Origin of the sequence: Bacillus sp. 1735sda2 (assembly GCF_024159245.1) — a bacterium.
GTDB classification, from domain to species: domain Bacteria; phylum Bacillota; class Bacilli; order Bacillales; family Bacillaceae; genus Bacillus; species Bacillus pumilus_O.
Map to the genome: position 1 here is coordinate 1257556 of NZ_JAMYWZ010000001.1, position 19703 is coordinate 1277258.

Consider the following 19703-nt stretch of genomic DNA (forward strand, 5'->3'; position numbering starts at 1 on the left):
AGATGTAAAAGTGAGTGAGCAATTAAAAATTATTGTTACACCAATGGCTGACACCTCGAAAAAATCAGTCGATCAAATAAACAATCAAATTAAACAGTTGCAAGGCAAAGTAAACGGTCTTAAATTAGACATCAATCTTGGTAAAGATGTCTTAAAGAGTCTTGAAAATATTTCAAAGCGTTTTTCAGAGAATCAACGTAGTTTAAGAGATTTCAATACAACAATTAAAGAGTTTGAGACTGTATTCAAAAACGCAGATGGATCAATTAAAACAGTCAATCAGAAAATTAAGCAAAATGGAGAAATCCACGAAAAAACCCGAAAAGTCATTGATAATACAACAAAGAGTTTAAGAGAAGAAGCTAAAGAAGTAGCGAAACTTACTCAACTTACGGAGCGGCTTGGACAGAAACAAAAAGAAGTAAACAAAACTGATGGTTCTGGTAGAAGAACAGGAAAAGTCGAAAAGTACAAAAATGGCTTCGATGATGTTAAATACGCTTCGGATAAAAATGGGCTAAAGTCTGTAAAAACCGTTACTAATTACGACCAGCAGCGAAAAGCTATTGATGCGTTACATGATGCATTGGAGAAATTGCGCCAAAAAGGAATAGTATCAGATGTTACTTTGACATCTTTAGGTAAGAAACTAAATCTTGCTCAAAGTGCAAATGAAATTGAAGCACTTCGAGGGAAGATAAAGCTTCTAGATGATAAGTCAGCAGCAGTAGCCAAGACGCAAGAAATACAGCGTCAAATCCAGTTATATCAACGGCTTGCTGCAGTTAGAGCTAGTAAATTAACATCCCAATATGGCTCATCTATAAGTGATACAAACTCACAAGCAATTCAGCAATATCTCTCATCAGTAAATGCTTTAACTAGTCGCACACCTAAGCTTCAAAGTCAGATGCAGAGTTTAAATGTTCAGTTCAGAGAGCTTTCGGCAAATGTAACTAATTCGGCTCAGAACATTAACACATTTGGCGGCAGGTTAGGCGAAGCATTTGCAAGGATGCCAGCTTATTTAATTACTGGATCGATATTCTTTGGGGCGGTTAGCGGTCTAAAAGCTATGGTCGATAATGCTATCATGCTTGACTCGAAAATGACTGAAATTCGAAGAGTAATGGATGCTCCTGATTATAAGTTTAATGAGTTGTTACAACGTTCAATCGATCTAAGTAATGAACTGTCTAACAAAGTCGCTGATGTCCTTACTATGACATCTGAATTCGCCAGACAAGGTTATAAAGGTGACGAACTCCTCTACCTAACTAAAACCTCTCAAGTCCTTCAAAATATTTCACAACTTCAACCTGAAGATACCGTTAAGGCTCTTACATCAGCAATGGTCAACTTCGGTATAGCTTCAAAAGATTCCCTCAAAATTTCTGATGCTCTAAACGAAGTAGATAATAACTTCCAGACATCTTCATTAGATTTAGCTCAATCAATGCGTAAATCTGCAGCGGCAGCAAAAGTTTATGGTGTAAGTATGGAACAGTTACTTGGCTATACAGCAAGTATTCAATCTAGTACAAAAGAGTCGGGTAACGTTACAGGTAACGCACTAAAAACCATTTTTGCTAGAATTCAAACGAACAAACAAGCAGTTTCGGCTTTAGAAGGAATAGGCATAGCTGTTAAAGATGCAGGTGGAGAAGCTATACCTGTTGCGGATATTTTAGATAAACTAGCTGGAAGATGGAAAACGCTGTCTCAAGCACAGAAGCAACAATTAGGTATCACAATCGCTTCTCAATTCCAAAATACAAGATTCTTAGCATTAATGGAGAACTGGGAAACAGCTACTAAAGCAACTTCAATGGCCATAAACAGTCAAGGTAGCTCGATGAGAGAGCAAGAAAAATATTCTGAATCATTAGAAGCTAGGTTAAACAATCTCTCCAATAAGTTTGTTGAGCTTTCTGAAGCTGCAAGTAGGGCTTTTATTAGCGATGGTCTAATTGCTGCTACAGACGTATTAGGCGACTTGTTAGCTGCGATTTCAGGGGTAGTTAATTCCATTGGTTTTCTCCCTACGGCTTTCCTAACAGCTAATGCAGCTGTATTTGCGTTTAGTAAGACGGCTAGAGCAATGCAGACGGCCTTAGTGTTTGGCGTAGGTGCTTTGAGCGCAAGTCAAAAAGCTTTATTAGGCGTTGAAGCAGGGATGTCTAGAGCGGCACTAGCTACAAAGGCTATGACTGTAGCTTGGAGAGGATTAATGTCTGCAACAGTAGTTGGAGCGGGTTTGGTTTTGATTGGAGCAGTCTTAGAAAAGATTGTAGGAGCTTACTCAGACGCTAAAAAAGCTAGAGAAGAATTTGAACAAACTCAAAATACAAATATTGAAGCACTTACAGTCAATAAAGATCAAACAGAAGAATTAATTAAGAGATATAAGGAATTAGATAAATCTAGACGTGATGGTGGTCTTACAACAACAAATGAGCAAGAATATCTTAAGATAACCCAAGAGTTAGCTAATCTGTTTCCTGCTCTGGTGGAAGGTGTAGATTCAACAGGAAGAGCACACTTAGTTTCTGCTGAACGAATTGATAAAGAGACTGAAGCCGTTAGAAATTTAATCAAAGCAAAAAAAGAAGAAACTAAAGTTCAAGCTTCTGACACTGCTCGAGATTCAATTAACAAAATCAAAGATTTAAATAAAGAATTAGAGAAGAAACAAAAAGACTTAGACAATCCATTTGTATCTGATAATCCCTTCATTAATGCAAAAGCACCTATATCTAAGACAGATGTTGATAAAGCTAAAATCAAAACGGAAATGGAGTCCATTCGTCAGCAAGTAGTAAGCGCTTCTTATGAAATGAAAGATAAGATTATTGAAACTGCTGAAGCGTTTAGTAAATTAACAATTAGTACAAGTTTAAAAGACCAAATTAAGCAGGTTGTTGATGCGCTTAATCTTGATGAATTGACTGATCCTAAAGATGTTGAGGAATTTGAGAGGAATTTAGGTAGGATCCAAGATGCATTACAAAGAGCGTTAGATGATAGTGATTCAGGTGGGTTTGAAAAAGCTAAAGAAGAATTAGATGCATACCTGTCTAAATACCAGGTATCAGATTCAAGCATTGATATCATGAGTATCAGCATGGACAAGTTAAAGGGTGTAGTTAATGACGCTGCTGTTACCTATGACGAATTTGGGGATGCAGTTGACGAAACAGGTAATAAAGTAGCTGATTTAAGCAGTCGCCTTAAAGAAGTTAAAGGCGATATTGAAGCTACGGCTGATGTGCTGAATCAATTAATTAAATCTGGTCAAACAACAGCAGCAATGGAAGCTTTGCAAGGTGAAGTATATGATGACTTAGCAGACCAGATGTCTCCTCTCAATGATCTGTTAGAGAAAATGGCTGAGGGCAAATCTATTTCAGCCTCAGAAGCAATGAAGCTTATCCAAAAAGAAAAAGGTTTATCAGAAGCTATCTCCGTTGAAAATGGTGTAGTGAAAATAAATCGTGATGCAGTTGTAAAATTAAGAAACGTTAAGCTTAAAGCATACAATGACATGCAACAATCGGTTAAACAAGACCTGCTTAATCAAGCTAATGCAACTGCTAAAAAGATTAAAAACTATGGTTTAGAAGTAAAAACAATTCAAACTGTGGCAGATGCCCAATCTAATTTAGCTGCATTAAAGAAAAAGATTGATGATGGTGGAGCTAGAAATCCTACTGAACTGTTAGAGATGGATAAGGAATATGGTGAAATGTCTGATATCACAAGTCAGCTCGAAGACTTGGATAAGATGTCTGAGTTGGTAAACTCCTCATTAACCGAAGTGGGTACATCTTATGAAACAATGTCGGATTCAGCTGACAAAGCCTCAAAGTCAACGAAAGATTCAATCTATGTTGCAGACAAATATAAAGAAGCATTAGAGCGAGTTAATAAACAAATTGAAGAACAAAACAGAAAAACTAATGACTACCCTAAATGGTCACAGAAATATCGTGATTCGATTAAGAAAGAAATCAAGGCGTTAGAACGAAAAGAAAAACTTCTCAAGAGTCAGATTAAGCTCCTAAAAGAGCAAATTAAATCTGGCTACATTGCTCAAACGGGCATAGTTGATTCTTCTTCATCCTACTCCCCTTCTAGCTCTTCATATTCTGCTTCAGGCGGTTCTTATTCAGGTAAGTATTCAAACATTATTAATCAAGCTGCATCGAAATATAATGTTCCAGCTGCGCTAATCGCTGCGGTTATTAAACAAGAATCTAACTTCAACCCTAATGCTCGTTCATCGGTTGGAGCAACTGGTTTAATGCAACTTATGCCTGCTACAGCAAGAGGTCTAGGAGTTAAGAATTCTAGGGATCCTTATCAAAACGTTATGGGCGGTACCAAGTATCTTAAGCAAATGCTTGATAAGTTTGGATCGATTGAAAAAGCATTAGCTGCATACAATGCGGGGCCTGGTAATGTAACCAAGTATGGTGGCATTCCTCCTTTTAGAGAAACGCAAAATTACGTAAAAAAAGTAAATAGTTACTTTAAACAAATGGGTGGATCACTATCTTCTAGTGGAGGTTCAGCTGCTGGTTATTACGACTCCATGAGAAGAACATCTCACTTTGGTCAGCAAGAAAAAGGATTACGCTCTGCTCCTCATAAAGGTTTAGACTTAGCTGCTAAATCTGGAACTCCTATCAAGTCTCTAAAATCAGGTAAAGTCCTTACTGCAGCATACTCTAAATCTGCTGGTTATTGGGTAGTTGTTCAACAAGATGACGGCACCGTAGCGAAGTATATGCATATGCAAAAAGGTCTCAATGTTAAGGCTGGGCAAAAGGTTCAAGCTGGGCAAACTCTTGGTAAGATGGGAAGCACTGGTCACTCTACAGGCACTCACCTTCATATGCAGATTGAGAAAAACGGTAAACCGATTGATCCCGAATCCTACATGCAACAAATTGGTTCTGATCTGTCTAGTTCTGATGCTGAACGTCAACAGGCTATTTCGCAAGCTAAGTCTGATTTATTGGGACTTGAAGGTGACCTCTCTTCTGTCAAAGACCAAATTCAAGACCTACAATATGAAATCGTTCAGTCAAAACTTGATGAATTCGAAAAGCGTAAATCCGATTTAGAGTTGAAAGTTGCTCAAAACCAATCTAAAGCTAGTCGCTATCTCAATGACAGTGCACAGTTTAGAAAATACACAAATGAGCAACGTAAAGCAGTTGAAGCGCAACAAAAGATTCAGAATCAAAAAGTGAATTGGATCAACAAAGAGTTAAAGCAAAATAAGCAATTGAATGCTGCTCAACGTGATCAATTACGTGAAGAATTAAAGCAAGCTAAACTTGACCTCATCAGCATCAAAGATCAAGTTTATGAGCTACAAGCTACCATTGTTCAATCTAAAACTGATCAAATTCTTAACAATATTGATAAGTCAGTCAAAAAGACTGAATCAAAGCTTAAGAATGTCGATATCAAGATTCAAACAACTGAAGAAGACAAGGATAAAGTTAAGTATTATAGTCAGCAAATCAAGCTGATTCAGCAACAGCAAAAAGAAGCTGCTAAATACATAACACAGCTTGAAAAACAGAAAAAAGCAGCTAAGGGATTCCCTGAAATCCAAAAGCAAATATCGGACGAAATCGCTTCTTGGAAAGATAAGCAAAAGGATTTCAACTTAGAGTTACACCAAACCAAGAAAAGTATTAAAGATATTTACAAATCGCTTGCTGATGAAGTCGTCTCTATCTATAAAGAGATGTACGAAAAGATGCGTGATATTGAGCTTGAAGCTCATCGTAAAGCTACTCAAGATATCATTGATGGCATAGACAAGGAAGATGATGAAGCAAAGTTCCAGAAGGATTTAAAAGATCGCCAAGAAAGCATTCAAAAGCTTTTAGATCAGATAAATCAATATGCGTTAGACGATTCTGAGTTTGGTAAGTCAAAGGTAAAAGAACTTACTGAACAGATGCAAAAAGAACAACTTGACTTAGATCAATTCCTCAAAGATCGTGAAAACTCCAAGCGTAAAGAAGCTTTGCAGGATCAACTTGAAAAAGATGAGAAATCAATCAACACAAAATATGATGATCTTGTAAACGATGAGCGTGGGTTCAAGGATTTAGAAGGAAAATTGATGAATGGTAAGATCAGTGACATCAATAAGCAGCTTTCTGAGTTCACTAAATTCATCAATTCAAATATGGAGTCAATTGGTAAGTCTATCTCTAACAATTTGATTGATAAGCTTAAAGAGGCTTCAAATGCTCTCGGTGTTGTCGTTAAGGGTAATACAACTGGACAAAAAATCGCTCGCTTTAAGACTGGGGGATCAGTTGGTAAAGTACCAGCCCAAGGAGCTTTAGCTGTAGTAGATGATGGAGAAATTGTCCTCAATAAACAAGACTCAGTTAACATGCTTAAAGCTGTCGAGTTGCTTAGAGAAACAAAGATAGAAGATCGAAGTATGGGAGCAATAGCGAAGAGCTACGAGTCAATACGAAGTATGTTTAACAATGTTGCTTCTTCAGTAGCTATCCCGAAACTTTCTGTTCCAGGATTTGAAGTGTCAGAGTCTAAGAATGTTACGAACAATTATTCAGTGAATATGCACATTGATAAAATGGTTGGTGATGAAAAAGGGGCTAATAATGCACTAGAAACAATTCGTAAAGGGTTAAAGCAAATGAAAGGTAAAGTCTAAGAGTCTGTTAATCAGGCTCTTTTTTTACAATCTAAAGGAGTTGTAATAGATAACAGATGAATCTAGGAGAATTCACTTTCAAACCAGGTACGCTTAAATTAGAACTATGTAGAACAAATAAAAAGAAGATCGCAAATATTGTTGATTTCTCGAATGCTTCAGCCAACCTAAATCATGCTACCATTAATGATCTAACATTTAATATCCCTCTAAAAGCTAGATATGGTGATGAAATTAAGCCAAACCATGTTGCTCAACTTATTAAACAGTGGTACTTGATTAAGGCCACTTTCTTAAATCGTACTGAATATTATGTAATAGATAGTATTACTGATTCGACAACTCAAGAAAAATCTGAGATTCAGGTTAATTGTCAGCTGACTCCGTATATGCTAAATAAACCGAAAATCAGGCAATATGAAGGTATATCAAAGAACCTCCAGGAAATTGGTGAGGTTTGCCTTAAAGGAACTGGTTGGACTATTGGAGAAATTGAAAGCACGCTTAATGAAAAAAGACGATCATTTACTATCGGATCAATTACATCAAGGTTTGATTTTTTAAGGAATATTTGTGAAACATTTGACGCCGTACCTGTATATGACACTATCAATAATAGAGTATCATTCTTCGAAAAGGACAGTGTATCTAAATACAAAGGTGTTAAGATTTCATCTCATAATTTTATGATTGATATGACGGACACACGAAGCATGGATGAAGTGGTGACAAGATTACATGTCACAGGAAAAGACGGTATTGTTATCAATTCTATAAATCCAACAGGGCAAGGGTATCTTGATGATTTCAGTTTCTTTTTATCTCCTTTTCAACGTGACGATAAAAGAAATGTATTGAAGAAAAGTGCTTATATGAGCAATGAGCTTTGTCATGCTTTATTAGATTACAATGAACTTGTCGACAAAGAATCAAAAAAGTTTAAAACAATGTTGGATGACAAAAAGAAAATCGAAGCCAAAAAGACTGCTCGAGAGAATGAGTTGTTTGTTCTTAAAAACCTTGAGTTGCAGCAAATCTTAGATCGAATTGAAGTGGTTAAAGAGACTGAGGGAGACACTAAAGATCTAATAAAGCAAAGAGATGCGAAGCAAAAAGAAGTTGATACAAAAAAGAAAGAAATCGATAAAACTATTTCTGAAATTTCCACGTTAAACAGTCAAATTGAACAACTTAGAAAACGACTAGATATGAGCAACTTTCTTGGCGAAGATATGTCCAATGAGCTGTCTAAATTTATACTTGAAGATGAGTGGACTAACGACAACATTTTTGATGAAACGGAACTGTATGAAAAAAGTTATGAAGAGTTAGACAAGCGAAAATCACCCCCTATTGACATTAAGACAAACATAGTCAACCTGTATAATGCAGTAAGTGAAAAAGACTATTGGGATAGAATTTCTTTAGGTGACATAGTAAGAATTCAAAACAAAGAATTTGGCACTGAGTATAGAGCTACTTTAGCTGGGATGAGTTTGAATTTTGATGATTCATCTATATCGGTTACTATTACAAACGGAAAAAAGGCTAAAGAAGAGGATGACTTTATTCAATTGTTTTATAAGGCTGATAAAGCATCTACAGAATTCAACACTCGAAAAATTGACTACGATCGACTCGCTACTAACTACAATGCACGTAATGATCGTATTTCTACCCTTCCCTCTCCTCCTACAATCGGAGTGAAATCCGTATCACACAAAGTAAATGAAAATGGTTCTGTAGATATTTCGATCTCTTGGAATTATCCAACCTCTGATGAAGATAAATACAATATAGACGGTTTCATCGTACATTGTTATCCTGATACATCTTCAGACACCTACTTGTTTGGTGCTTCGTTAGCCAAGGAGCAACGAATTTCTGTTAGATATGATAAACGTATAGCTACTTTCACTTCACAAGTTCCAACAAAATATTTCACTTTTGGAGTGCAAGCGTATAGAAATGTTGAAGCATCTATCAGTTCAAATGGTGTTTTGTTATCAGACATAGTTCAACCGCAAACGCCAAGTGAGAATCCGTATAGGCCTTCCAGTACCGTTGAGGTTAAAGGCAAAGTAAATGGTTTGTATCAGATTTCTACGAATGAAAAGCCTTCTAATCCAGATGTAGGTACCCTTTGGATTGACCCAGCAAACAATAAGTCTGAACTATATGACGGAGAACAATGGATTGTGCAATCTGCAGGAAGTGCAGACTCATTGAATGGAATAATCACTGCTGCACATGAAGCACCTAATACCATCCCTGTTAGAGATGACAACGGTGTGATATCGGCATCTATTTCAGGTAATGCAATGAAGCTCGGCGGCTTAGAAGCTACTGAGTATGTGTTAAAAACCGATGTCCTAAACAAAGTTAATTACATGAGTGGAGAATACATAGGAGATGGAACAATAGCGAGACAGATTAATTTAAGTTTTACTCCTAAAACGGTTAAAATCTATTCGACTTCTTTTGAGGATAGCAGCTTACATGTAATCTTGAATTCTTTCGGGTATATAAATCAATTAACAAATGGAAACTTGATTCTGGTGGGCGGTACAGATGCATATGGAAGCATAGGTATAAACTTGTTTAAAACGGGAGCTGATAATCTCTTACGAGGAAATAAACCAAATGTAAAGTATTTATGGGAAGCCTGGGGATAAGACAAACGAGTAAATAAATAGTCCTCTTGAATTAATCGAGAGGACTGGTTTGTTTACTCTGATAATTTACCTCTTTTTAATATTCGCATACTTTATCTTCGCATTCAGGCTTTTCTTTAGCATCTACAGTGAAAGATATGACTTTGTCATTACCTTTGTCATAGATTCCCCATATTTCCTTTTTCTTATTTCCATTGAGGTAACCATTAATTTCAATGCCACCCATTGGGTTTACCTCATAATCATTAGTATAATCAATTCGTTCGATATCATTATAGTTTCTTTTAATAAAGTCAGTCATTCTTTTCTTAGCCAAGGAATACAATTCTTCTTTTTGCTGAGTTTCTTGGGCTTCCATTTTATTGTCGTGTTGTTCCTTCATAAATATTCCTCCAAGTGTTATAATAACCAGAGTTATAAGGATAATTATGTATTTTTTCATAAAACCATCCTTTCTGTCTTACATTTTACATGAGAGAAGGGGAAGTGTACATGAATAGAAAGACCGACATACCTAATTTAACAGATGAAGACTATTTTTCTCTTAGTCAAAATACTTATAGTGAAAAGAAAATGAAAAAATCCTATGAGAATAAGACACCACTTGTAAATGATTCAAAAAAGGCTTTTTATGTAGATAAAATCAAAAAAGACCCAGACACAGGTCTAGATGTATATGTATTTGTTCAGGCGAAGAAAAAAGAGGGGAAATGGGTTAAACCCAAAGAGCCTGAGAATGTTGTCGTAGGTTTTCAAGGAACAAATCAAGAACAAATTAAAGCTGATGTTATAAGTGCAGATGGTGGCAACGTGGTGATGGGGAAAGACCCGAAAAAGAAAGTCAAATACATCATGAAAAAAGAGGCGTCTGAACACTCTAAAGCGATTGCCAAGTATAACGGTAGTATGGAACAAGCCATGTTGATGAAAAGTGGAGAATACAAAGTTGTCACTAAGACATCTCAATTTGATCAAGGTGATAAGCTCGTTGCCAATGAAGTGAAAAAGTATGCTGGTAAGAATACAGTCATTTCGACAACGGGTCACTCACTTGGAGGGGCAGATGCGGAATACGCTGGTGTAAACAATAATGTTTACAGCGTAGCCTTTAACAACCCTTCCATTGTTAAGCTGCATGATGAAGAAACACAGAAGAAAATCAGAAACGGCGAATTTGATTTGTATCATAAAGCCATCATTAATCCCGATGATATGGTTGGTTCAGGTTGGTTGTTAGAATATGACCGACACAATGGAACGACAATTTATACAAAAAATCCTAGTCAATCACGAAGAGAGCGTATAGATCGGTTTGTGTCACCGCTTGGTGTTCCTGGGATTTTAGGAAATATGATTACTTCCTTCTATGGCCAAGCATTTGCAAAAAATCCCGATACTCATAGTTTAAATGACTCAAACTTTAAATTTGATAAGAATGGTAATATCAAAAGTGTTGATGGAAGTAAGGGTGTTTATAACCAGAATATCAAATCATTCTCTTCTTTCTCAGGTATGAATGGACAAACCATCAAAGTGGATGCTAAATATGCAAAAGAATTAGCTCATCGATTACAGGCAGCTATCGAAGACTTAAAGACAAAAAAACAAGCAATTGAACAATTTCCTCATGATCACAGCAAAATGGTTTATGACGTGAAATCTATTTGTGGAAAGAGATTAGAAGAATTCAAGGATCTAGATCCAAGTGATGTGGATAAAGCTGTATTGTATCATGCGCCTTACGTGAAAGATGGGGCAGCATTTTATGACTCAGAAGAACACTATGAAACTGAGGCTTCTCTACATTATTTGATTAGAGATTTAGAGGATATTAGTGAGTTTATTGTGAAAATGGCGGAGGATTTAAAAGATAAGGATAATGAATTAGCAAGATGGTTACGGTTGTAAGGAGGATTTCAATTGCCATATGGAGTGAATATGGATGCAGATGAGTTTTACAGACGATTACAACAGAATGAAGAATTAAAAAACATTGTGGGTTCAAGTTTAAAAACACAATGTCAGAATTTAAAAGAAGACACAAAAAACGCATCAGATTTTTCTTCAGCACAACAGGTGATAACTGAGGTGTATGTTGCATTACTCTCTTCATTTGAAGGGAAAGCTAAGGATGCATTGGTGCAAAGGCTTAATGAAAATGTTACTGTTTTGACAAATGCAACACAGAACAGAAGTGCCTTTCTAAGAAGTATAAAGACTAAATAAAGCAACCCCTTCACAATATTGTGAGGGGGTTGTTCTATTTAAACAATTTCCCCAGCGGTATTCCTGTTGCCTACTGTGCTCTTTAGCTTAATTTTTAAGTCTACTTTCAACATCGAACAGTCGTTTATTCAATAGTTCTGTTTTGTTGTCTACATTCTGAATTTGTTTCAGGTGCGCTGTAATATCTTTAGGTTGATTCTCTTCAAGTCTATCTAATTTAACATTGATTTGATTGAATTCTTTTTTTGTATCTTCTCTGAATTCGTTCATATCATCTTTAACTGATTTCAAATCAGAAGCTAAGCCGTCAACCTTCTTATCAATTTTCTTTATCTCATGAAGTATAGCTTGAAGCATATTGTTTTCCATTTTGTTTCACCTCTCCATACAGTTTAACAGCACTTGCAAAACTTTTGCTTAAGACTCTTCCTTAACTTCTTCTAACTCAACCACATCGTGTATTTCACATTCTAGATATTCGCAAATTTTAATTATAACCCCTAAAGATACAACCTCACCTTTAGACATTTTGGCAAGCGTTGCAGAAGAAATATCAGTGTCATTTCTAAGATCAGATTTTTTTTTGTCTCTCTTTATCAATGTGATTTCCATTGGTTTGTAGCTTGGTCTTAATCTCACTAAAACACACCTCTTCATCTTAATCAACTATTTAGATTATAACATATAATGTTTAATTATCTAAAAAAAAATTTCAAAAAAGTATTGATTAATGTTTATATGTGGTTTATTATATGTTTAGAAAGTTAAACAAGAACAAATAGTAAATAAACATTATGTTAGGGTGATTAAATGAACCATATCACAATCGTTCAAACGGAATTCAACACACAAGAAATAAACAATCTTTACTCAGCAATCATCGTTAAAGAAGGTTATGCAGTAGGGGAGTGTGATGGCCAGATTGTTTTAGCTGAAATCACTCAACGAACTGACGGTAACTACGATGAGGGAACTATCTGGTATATAGGAAGAAACGTTCCATACGCAGACTTAGAAACGCTTGCTGAGGTTGTTACACATTTATTGAAACAAATCACGCTGTGGGAAGTCTTAACTAATTTGAGGATATTAGAACCGAAGAATCAAGAAACAGAATTTGACTGTATAATCCTTGATCCAACTAAACCAATTACAAAGGGGAAATGAACATGTTAAACAATGTGAATCCAAACTGGAAGCTATCTGTAGGTCAAAGAGTGCAAACGTTATACGGACTAGGAACAATTGAAGAAGTACATAGCAATGATCAATATGGGGTCGCTGATGATGAGTACAACATGCTTGATATTTATAGTCGTGATGAGTTAGCTGTAGTGGGGTTAAATTAATGGGGAAGCTGTTTAGAAGGTTCATAGATGAGTTACTATTTGTAACAATCATGAGCACATTAGGGCTGTTCCTACTGCTCATGATCGTCATTTCTAGCTGATTAGAAAAGTGTTGGCGCACTATCTAATCTGATGGGTTGGTACAAATCCCATGATACCAGCCCATTCTAACTTATTTTTGGTCTATATTCAATAGGTCACAACTGAATAGAATCAGTCTATACTCCTGGATCAAGGTGTTGTCTTTAGTGATGCCTATTTTAAGGATAAGACTGTCGTGGAATGCGCTAACACACGTTAAACTTGAAAGGGTAGTGACTCAGCCGATGCGATAAATGAGGATAGGATACCACTGTGCTTCCCTATTTGCACATGTATCTGAAAGGCGAAAGCTGCCATTAAGTGCTGTACGAAGGATGGGTGTATCGTTTCTGACGATGCAGGACAAGCCACAAGTATCAGCCCCCAAATTTGGGGAGTGAGAACCTGTTAGGGACACTTGACACAGTAGGCTTGTTTGGAGAATAACCAACGGCAAATAGGGTGACACATACGGATACCATAAGCTTGATACACTATCAAGATGATCAGTCGCCTGTCTGAGTTTGTTTATTTTTTTTACAAGCAAATTCAGGCAGACAACTTGTCCAGCCGTTGTCCATTGCTTTCAACCTATCAAGCCAAAAAGCAAACGACAAGTCAAGACTAATGTTGGAAAAAGTAATTATGAGGTCTTACATTTTCCAACTATAGTAAACCAATAATTGTATTAATACTTCTTTCAGTTAAGAAAATGTGTTAAAATAACCAAAAAAGGGTAAAGGTATTTGTAAGTGAGTAAAGTCATAGGGAATATTAATACGAGAATGTACCATGGAACAACGTCAGATGATTACCTGTCTTTAGAAAAAGGGGTAAAGTTGTCCTGCTGTAAGCCTCGTTCTGATTTTGGACAAGGATTCTACCTAACATCAAATTTCAAACAAGCATCGATACATGCCAATAAACTTTCTCGAAAATCATTTGGTGAAGAGGTTACTCCAGTAGTATTTGTGTATGAAATTGATTTAGAAAAATTTTATACATATCATGGAAGGAAAATGAATAAAATGGATACAAGTTGGGCAAAGTTTATTTATGAAAACAGATCAAAAAAAAGGGAATTACCTCATTACTATGATTGGGTATTTGGGGGAGTTGCAGACGGAAAAATAACCGAGGAAGTTTTGCAGCTGGATAATGGAACAGGTACTATTGCAAATTTTTTTAAGAACATAAATAAATATCAAAATTATAATCAATTATCAATTCACAATCAGGAAATTTTTGATTATAATATAATTACTAAAAGTAGGGTGGTGATTGCTCATGAACTTGACAATGACTTTATCGTCCAAAAAAACAGATAAGCAAGAAAGTCTGGGATTTCCTTTGTTTAAAAAATTAATTGTTGATGACTTAGTAAGCGATTATGGATTTAATAAGTATGAAGCGACCGAGATTGTCTTTTCGGACAAAGTAAGCTCAAAAATAGACAGTGATATAGAATGGGCTCAACACATGGGAACTGAATATTGGGCTAAACAAATTAATAGATACTTTAACTAATCCGCATTTTTGCGGGTTTTTTTATTGTGTATATAAATAAATAATATTTTCCAGCATCTTTATCACAGATTGTAAAGAGTCATAACCGACACCTTTATGATAGGAACACTATTCCGGTCACCACTATCATTTAAAATGATAGTGGGAAAGTCCACTTTCGAATACTGTCATCTTAAACTACGGTATTATATTAGAGTGGAGAATAGAATCTGCCGTCATTTGAAATGACACCAGCTTATATCAAAACGCAAAACTTCGTTATGACTAAACGCAATTTTACGTTCAGTCGTTTAAAACTACGGTATTCTTTCCATTTAATCTAAACCCCCTGTATAATTAAGGAAATAAAATTAGGGGGATTACGAGTGAAGGTTCTTAGATTTGAATATGAGAATAATAGATTTGAATTATATGCGATGTTTATGGACGATATTTTAAGCTTGGACGATCGGGTTATTCAGTATGACATGCTAATGAAAAGTAAAGCTATACTCAAAGTTGCTTTAGGTACTATCGATTGTTTAAAAATAGAAGATTTAAAGTTACTTGAAGAAACCAATTCTGTGTATTGCTCATACACGTTTTGAAAGGGTAACAAGAAAACATAATTACAGCAGAGATAAACTCATACAAGCAAGTAGCTGAGTATTGATTTTTGATAAATGTAACCAAGATTATGTAATTTAATCCAAGCTAAACACGGCTATAGAAACCTCAATATCTCTGTCGTATACTTTTTGATGAATTATTTGAAATCGAAAGGAAAGAAAACAGTGATTGAGGTTAAAATTGACAAAGAAGAAGTTAGAAAGATTTATTTAGAGGAGTTAGAAAAACATTTAAAAAAATTAGACAATGAGCTGCTGTTTTGGAACACAAAAGAGCTTGAGCGTCAAACGAGCATGTGTATGAACACAATGCAAAAAGAGTTTTTCTTTGACGAGAACTTTCCTAAAAGGAAGATAGGGAACAAGTGGTATTATCCAGTAGCGCAGACGAAGAAATTTTTGTTGGAATGGATTAATAATCAATCTAAATAAAATAATCTTTGTACTGATTGAGAATTTGAAAAGAACCCATGTTATCATAGAATAAAATGGATATTGGAGGATTTTCAGTAAATGCTCAAATCGAAGTTAGTTGTTTGGACGTTTATCATTGTGACTGGATTATATATGCTGGTGAGTATATGGAACATTGCTGTATTTCCAGATAAGACATGGACAGATTACGCAGGACAGATTCTGATTGTCGTGTTTGGGAGTATGGTGAATGGTTTAATCGCTGCTTTCTTTATGTATGCAGCAGCCATGTTGGTGAAATATATTAATGGTGATAAAGCTTAAATTTGTAGACAAGGAGATGCAACCCTGTCTATTTTTTTAGAGGAGATGTTACCTTATGAATTGATTGTGGATTTGAGTCACAGTGGTGTCACAAGAAATGTTTTTACTAATAAGAATCACTCAGTATAAGTTAGTAAACTAAATCGAATGAACCTTTATGTATCAAGGGTTAGGACGTTTGTTTAGAATGTGTTAGAATTAGTCAGAAAACGTGTCTCGTCCTTGACAGGGTAGAGGTCGCTGGTTCGAGCCCAGTCGGAATCATATGAAAAGATGTTGATACAGAGCCATTCTCGAGATAATCGAGAGTGGCTTTTGTATTTCTAAAAACAAAAAGGTAACATTAATAAATTAAAAGCCACACTGTATTTTTCAGTGTGGTCAATTTAATATGTGATCAAAGGTCACTACTATCATTTAAAATGAGTGTATTAAGCTGCCTATAATTAGGAGGGAGCTAGACCACTATAGTTTTAACCTACAGTGGTGGTATTAACGAGCAGCGCAGACGAAGGAATTTTTGTTGGAATGGATTAATAATCAATCTAGAAAGAACAATCTTTTATTTAACAATTAATTCCTCCTGTCGATAATTCAGTTGAGGTGATAGGAAATGAAATGGTATTTATTTAAACGAAGTCATTTGGAGAGAAATTTAGAAGAAGAAACTGAAATTAAAAAATTTCAAAGTGAAGTATTTAACAAGAACAACTTAAAGCGTAATTTAGTGCAAATGAATCCAACAAGTCTAAATGCTTATTTGAAATTTCATTTCCCTAAAGATGGACAAGATTACACAAATCATAGAACTAAAGTACAAGTCGTAAGGTCATTAGATAAAGTTGATTTATCATCTGCAATTGCAAGAATGGAAAGAATAGAACACACAAATGATCAAAAAAGATATTTCTTTTTTATTGGATTTATATTCACAACAATTACTGCTTTTATAGCTCCTATTTCTAATAAAATTGAACTCAATTCCGATACACATTGGAAGATTTTTATTATAGTGATATCAATTATATGTATAGCATTGTTTTTAATACAGCAACATTTTCACGAAAGTGTGTTGAAAGATGATTATAATCGTTCTGATCTAGTATATTTCAAAGAATTACTTATTCAAGCAAAAGCTGATAAAGATAGTTAAACATCATTACAGCAGAAATAAACTCATACAAACAAGTAGCTGGACCATGGACAGGCCATATTTGAGATTGGTAGACGGCTAAAACATGTTAAAGAGAATGATTTAGTACATGGTGAGTGGGAAAAATGGTGTAAAACAGTTGTTAACATAAGTCCTGGACAAGCAAGAAAATTTGTCACCATAGCAAAAAAGCTGTCAGGAACAAATCGTTCGACTTCGAACGATTTAGGGCTTGATGTATTGTACTTAATTGCTACCATTCCAGAAGAAAAAAGAGATGTTTCTCACCAAATCCCATCAATAGGCGAAACAAAAACTGTAGACGAAATGACTGTCCGTGAGCTGCGTGAAGTTAAGAATGTATTAAAGGAAGCTGAACAAGATAAGAAGCGTTTAGAACTTGAGTTAGACGAAGTCAAGAATATGGATCAAGGTGAATTGATTGAGGATTTATTATTAATATAATGGAAAAAATTGGATGTTGGGGGATTGTCATTAAATGCTCAAATCAAAATTAATTGTTTGGACTTTTATCATTGTGACTGGATTCTATATGCTCATAAGTATATGGAATATTGCTGTATTTCGAGATAAGACATGGACGGATTACGCAGGACAGATTTTGATTGTCATTTTTGGAAGTATGGTGAATGGTTTAATCGCTGCATTCTTTATGTACATAGCAGCTATGTTAGTGAAATATATTAATGGTGATAAAGCTTAAAACAGGTGTATAAAAAGGTAACATTTTTTTCGATTCCTAAAAAATACGAAGGAACATCAGAGGATACAGAAGGATAAGGAAAGCTTATGTATCAAGGTTTATAAGTGAATAGAGGATATCGGTGATAGTCACAGGATTCTACATATCTACCTTGACAGAGTAGAGGTCGCTGGTTCGAGCCCAGTCGGAATCATCGTTGAAACCCTTGCCTAGCAAGGGTTTTTGTTTTACGGTAACAAATGTTTGTTCTGTTTCTTTTGATTGGGGACAAATTGGGGACGAACTTTATCTATTAGATTGTTTCTCAGTATTTTTAGATCAAAAAATCCCTTTTCTATACCGACCGATTACACATCTTTTAATAGTATCAGCATATCCAGTTTAAGAGGTTACTTACAAAATATTTAGAACTTTTTTGTAAGAATCCTCCGAAATGCAATACGGACTTTAAATATTTTCATTTATAATTTCCTATTTTTCTATACTTTTCATATCGCTGTTGTATAAGCTCTTCCGAGGATAATAGTATCAATTTTTTTAGAGATGATTCGATTGTAGATTCAATCAATTTTGCCTGTGATTTTATATCATTTTGTGCTCCACCTCTAATTTCAGGAATGATTTCATCAATAACTCCTAAATGTTTTAAATCTATTGCTGAAATTTTCATATGTTCAGCAGCTTCTGGCGCATACTTAGCGTCCTTCCATAGGATAGATGCTGCTCCTTCTGGCGAAATGACCGAGTACCATGAATAATCTAACATATGGATATGGTTACCGACACTAATGCCAAGAGCTCCACCACTTGATGCCTCTCCAATTACAATACAAACAATTGGCACTTTAAGTGTAGTCATTTCAAACAGATTTCGAGCTATCGCTTCAGAAATTCCACGTTCTTCAGACCCTTTCCCTGGATAGGCGCCTATCGTATCAATAAATGTAATAATAGGACGATTAAATTTATCAGCTTGTTTCATAAGCCTTAGCGCTTTTCTATAACCTTCTGGATGTGCCATTCCAAAATTTCTTTCTATATTTTCCTTTGTACTTCTACCTCTTTGATGACCTATAACCGTAACGGGCATTCCTTTAAATTTTGCAATACCACCTATCATTGCTTGATCATCACCATATAATCGATCACCATGAAGTTCTAGAAAGTTTGTAAACAATAAAGGTATATAGTCCAATGTCGTAGGCCGGTTACGTAGCCTTGCAATTTGAACTCGTTGAAAAGGTGTAAGATTAGAATAAATTTCATCTTGCATTTTATTTAAACGTTTTTCTAATAAATGAATTTCTGATGATAAATCTACATTATGTTCTTTCATCATTTTCTTTAATTCATCAAATTTCTCTTTTAGTTCAATAATAGGACGTTCAAAATCCAAACTCATTTTAACCTCCAAAGGTTATGATTTACCTAACTTTAATCAAAAGACTTAGAAATAGAATCAATAAATAATTCAAAACCATCCACAACTATTTTTTGTTCTGATTCTGATAAATTATTGAGGATACGTTGATAAAATGTAAGGGATTGTTCTCTTAAGCGACTAACAGTAATCTGACCTTTTTCTGTGAGGTGCAAAAAAAGTTCTCTTCTGTTTTTTTCATTTACTTCACGATAAACAAGCCCCATTTTTACTAACTTATCTACCAATCTACTGACAGTTGAAGTCTCTAATCTAAGTTTATTGGAAAGTTGCCAAACAGTTAATTTTTCCACCTCTAGTTCCTCTAACGCCATCATTTGAGAAGTTGGTAGAGGTTTTTCAAATAGTCCATTGGGCAAATTTTGAGATTCAAAAACCCCAGTTATTATAATCATTTTCTTAATATCTGTTCTTAGTTTTAAGGCATCTTCTCTTTTCAAAAAGGTCACCCTCCTACAACTAATGT

At 35.2% G+C, this 19703-nt stretch carries 19 protein-coding genes and 1 pseudogene; 15 read left to right on the top strand and 5 right to left on the bottom strand.

Features of this window, described 5'->3' with window-relative positions:
• Nucleotides 1-10: 10 nt before the first annotated feature.
• Nucleotides 11-6715: a phage tail tape measure protein gene (locus tag NKR21_RS06495; RefSeq protein ID WP_144457796.1), complete on the top strand. Its 6705-nt coding sequence runs from the start codon at nt 11-13 to the stop codon at nt 6713-6715.
• A 56-nt stretch (nt 6716-6771) separates the two neighbouring features.
• Nucleotides 6772-9390 carry a DUF7359 domain-containing protein gene (locus NKR21_RS06500; protein ID WP_144457794.1) on the top strand — a complete coding sequence of 873 codons (2619 nt, stop codon included), beginning with the start codon at nt 6772-6774 and terminating at the stop codon, nt 9388-9390.
• A gap of 76 nt (nt 9391-9466) precedes the next feature.
• Here NKR21_RS06500 and NKR21_RS06505 read toward each other — a convergent pair whose 3' ends face one another.
• Nucleotides 9467-9832 carry a DUF1433 domain-containing protein gene (locus NKR21_RS06505; protein ID WP_144457792.1) on the bottom strand — a complete coding sequence of 122 codons (366 nt, stop codon included), beginning with the start codon at nt 9830-9832 and terminating at the stop codon, nt 9467-9469.
• Nucleotides 9833-9882: 50 nt separating this feature from the next.
• On the opposite strand from NKR21_RS06505, the gene NKR21_RS06510 reads away from it, so the two are divergent.
• Nucleotides 9883-11298 carry a lipase gene (locus tag NKR21_RS06510; RefSeq protein ID WP_144457790.1) on the top strand — a complete coding sequence of 472 codons (1416 nt, stop codon included), beginning with the start codon at nt 9883-9885 and terminating at the stop codon, nt 11296-11298.
• A gap of 12 nt (nt 11299-11310) precedes the next feature.
• Nucleotides 11311-11616: a hypothetical protein gene (locus NKR21_RS06515; protein ID WP_144457788.1), complete on the top strand. Its 306-nt coding sequence runs from the start codon at nt 11311-11313 to the stop codon at nt 11614-11616.
• Between the two features lie 87 nt (nt 11617-11703).
• On the opposite strand, the gene NKR21_RS06520 is transcribed toward NKR21_RS06515, so the two are convergent.
• Both NKR21_RS06520 and NKR21_RS06525 read right to left on the bottom strand, forming a co-directional pair.
• The gene (locus tag NKR21_RS06520; protein WP_144457786.1) at nt 11704-11985 is read right to left on the bottom strand and encodes a hypothetical protein; all 282 of its coding nucleotides are present in this window, start codon (nt 11983-11985) and stop codon (nt 11704-11706) included.
• A 48-nt stretch (nt 11986-12033) separates the two neighbouring features.
• Nucleotides 12034-12255 carry a helix-turn-helix domain-containing protein gene (locus NKR21_RS06525; RefSeq protein ID WP_144457784.1) on the bottom strand — a complete coding sequence of 74 codons (222 nt, stop codon included), beginning with the start codon at nt 12253-12255 and terminating at the stop codon, nt 12034-12036.
• A 171-nt stretch (nt 12256-12426) separates the two neighbouring features.
• Here NKR21_RS06525 and NKR21_RS06530 point away from each other — a divergent pair, with 171 nt between their 5' ends.
• From NKR21_RS06530 to NKR21_RS06575, 11 genes and pseudogenes are all read left to right on the top strand, one after another.
• Entirely contained in the window at nt 12427-12783 is a 357-nt protein-coding gene (locus NKR21_RS06530; protein WP_144457782.1) for a hypothetical protein, read from the top strand.
• A gap of 2 nt (nt 12784-12785) precedes the next feature.
• Nucleotides 12786-12965 carry a hypothetical protein gene (locus tag NKR21_RS06535; RefSeq protein ID WP_144457780.1) on the top strand — a complete coding sequence of 60 codons (180 nt, stop codon included), beginning with the start codon at nt 12786-12788 and terminating at the stop codon, nt 12963-12965.
• 833 nt (nt 12966-13798) lie between these two features.
• Complete coding sequence (locus NKR21_RS06540; protein ID WP_144457778.1) at nt 13799-14374, top strand: DUF3990 domain-containing protein; 576 nt, start codon at nt 13799-13801, stop codon at nt 14372-14374.
• Entirely contained in the window at nt 14334-14573 is a 240-nt protein-coding gene (locus NKR21_RS06545; protein WP_106038685.1) for a hypothetical protein, read from the top strand. The genes NKR21_RS06540 and NKR21_RS06545 overlap by 41 nt, the downstream gene beginning before the upstream one ends.
• 365 nt (nt 14574-14938) lie before the next feature.
• Nucleotides 14939-15160 carry a hypothetical protein gene (locus tag NKR21_RS06550; RefSeq protein WP_144457776.1) on the top strand — a complete coding sequence of 74 codons (222 nt, stop codon included), beginning with the start codon at nt 14939-14941 and terminating at the stop codon, nt 15158-15160.
• Nucleotides 15161-15346: 186 nt separating this feature from the next.
• Nucleotides 15347-15613, top strand: coding sequence for a group-specific protein (locus tag NKR21_RS06555; protein ID WP_144457774.1), 267 nt, complete (start codon nt 15347-15349; stop codon nt 15611-15613).
• 81 nt (nt 15614-15694) lie between these two features.
• The gene (locus NKR21_RS06560; RefSeq protein ID WP_144457772.1) at nt 15695-15919 is read left to right on the top strand and encodes a hypothetical protein; all 225 of its coding nucleotides are present in this window, start codon (nt 15695-15697) and stop codon (nt 15917-15919) included.
• A gap of 613 nt (nt 15920-16532) precedes the next feature.
• Nucleotides 16533-17072, top strand: coding sequence for a hypothetical protein (locus NKR21_RS06565; RefSeq protein ID WP_144457770.1), 540 nt, complete (start codon nt 16533-16535; stop codon nt 17070-17072).
• Between the two features lie 66 nt (nt 17073-17138).
• Nucleotides 17139-17288: pseudogene (locus NKR21_RS21355) on the top strand (DUF3102 domain-containing protein); the annotation flags it as partial.
• A 24-nt stretch (nt 17289-17312) separates the two neighbouring features.
• Nucleotides 17313-17537, top strand: coding sequence for a hypothetical protein (locus NKR21_RS21360; RefSeq protein ID WP_483298365.1), 225 nt, complete (start codon nt 17313-17315; stop codon nt 17535-17537).
• Nucleotides 17538-17571: 34 nt separating this feature from the next.
• Nucleotides 17572-17796: a hypothetical protein gene (locus NKR21_RS06575; protein WP_144457766.1), complete on the top strand. Its 225-nt coding sequence runs from the start codon at nt 17572-17574 to the stop codon at nt 17794-17796.
• A 457-nt stretch (nt 17797-18253) separates the two neighbouring features.
• Here the strand turns inward: NKR21_RS06575 and NKR21_RS06580 are convergent, their stop codons facing one another.
• Nucleotides 18254-19198 (bottom strand): acetyl-CoA carboxylase carboxyltransferase subunit alpha, encoded by a 945-nt coding sequence (locus tag NKR21_RS06580; protein WP_144457764.1) that lies wholly within the window; start codon nt 19196-19198, stop codon nt 18254-18256.
• A 32-nt stretch (nt 19199-19230) separates the two neighbouring features.
• Complete coding sequence (locus NKR21_RS06585; RefSeq protein ID WP_144457762.1) at nt 19231-19677, bottom strand: MarR family winged helix-turn-helix transcriptional regulator; 447 nt, start codon at nt 19675-19677, stop codon at nt 19231-19233.
• Between the last annotated feature and the right edge of the window lie 26 nt (nt 19678-19703).

Bases quoted from the DNA above. Each gene is read 5' to 3' on its own strand.
- NKR21_RS06505 (WP_144457792.1), bottom strand. From the start codon at position 9,832: ATGAAAAAATACATAATTATCCTTATAACTCTGGTTATTATAACACTT.
- NKR21_RS06510 (WP_144457790.1), top strand. From the start codon at position 9,883: ATGAATAGAAAGACCGACATACCTAATTTAACAGATGAAGACTATTTT.
- NKR21_RS06580 (WP_144457764.1), bottom strand. From the start codon at position 19,198: ATGAGTTTGGATTTTGAACGTCCTATTATTGAACTAAAAGAGAAATTT.
- NKR21_RS06520 (WP_144457786.1), bottom strand. From the start codon at position 11,985: ATGGAAAACAATATGCTTCAAGCTATACTTCATGAGATAAAGAAAATT.
- NKR21_RS06545 (WP_106038685.1), top strand. From the start codon at position 14,334: ATGAACTTGACAATGACTTTATCGTCCAAAAAAACAGATAAGCAAGAA.
- NKR21_RS06560 (WP_144457772.1), top strand. From the start codon at position 15,695: ATGCTCAAATCGAAGTTAGTTGTTTGGACGTTTATCATTGTGACTGGA.
- NKR21_RS06500 (WP_144457794.1), top strand. From the start codon at position 6,772: ATGAATCTAGGAGAATTCACTTTCAAACCAGGTACGCTTAAATTAGAA.
- NKR21_RS06575 (WP_144457766.1), top strand. From the start codon at position 17,572: ATGCTCAAATCAAAATTAATTGTTTGGACTTTTATCATTGTGACTGGA.
- NKR21_RS06530 (WP_144457782.1), top strand. From the start codon at position 12,427: ATGAACCATATCACAATCGTTCAAACGGAATTCAACACACAAGAAATA.
- NKR21_RS06535 (WP_144457780.1), top strand. From the start codon at position 12,786: ATGTTAAACAATGTGAATCCAAACTGGAAGCTATCTGTAGGTCAAAGA.
- NKR21_RS06565 (WP_144457770.1), top strand. From the start codon at position 16,533: ATGAAATGGTATTTATTTAAACGAAGTCATTTGGAGAGAAATTTAGAA.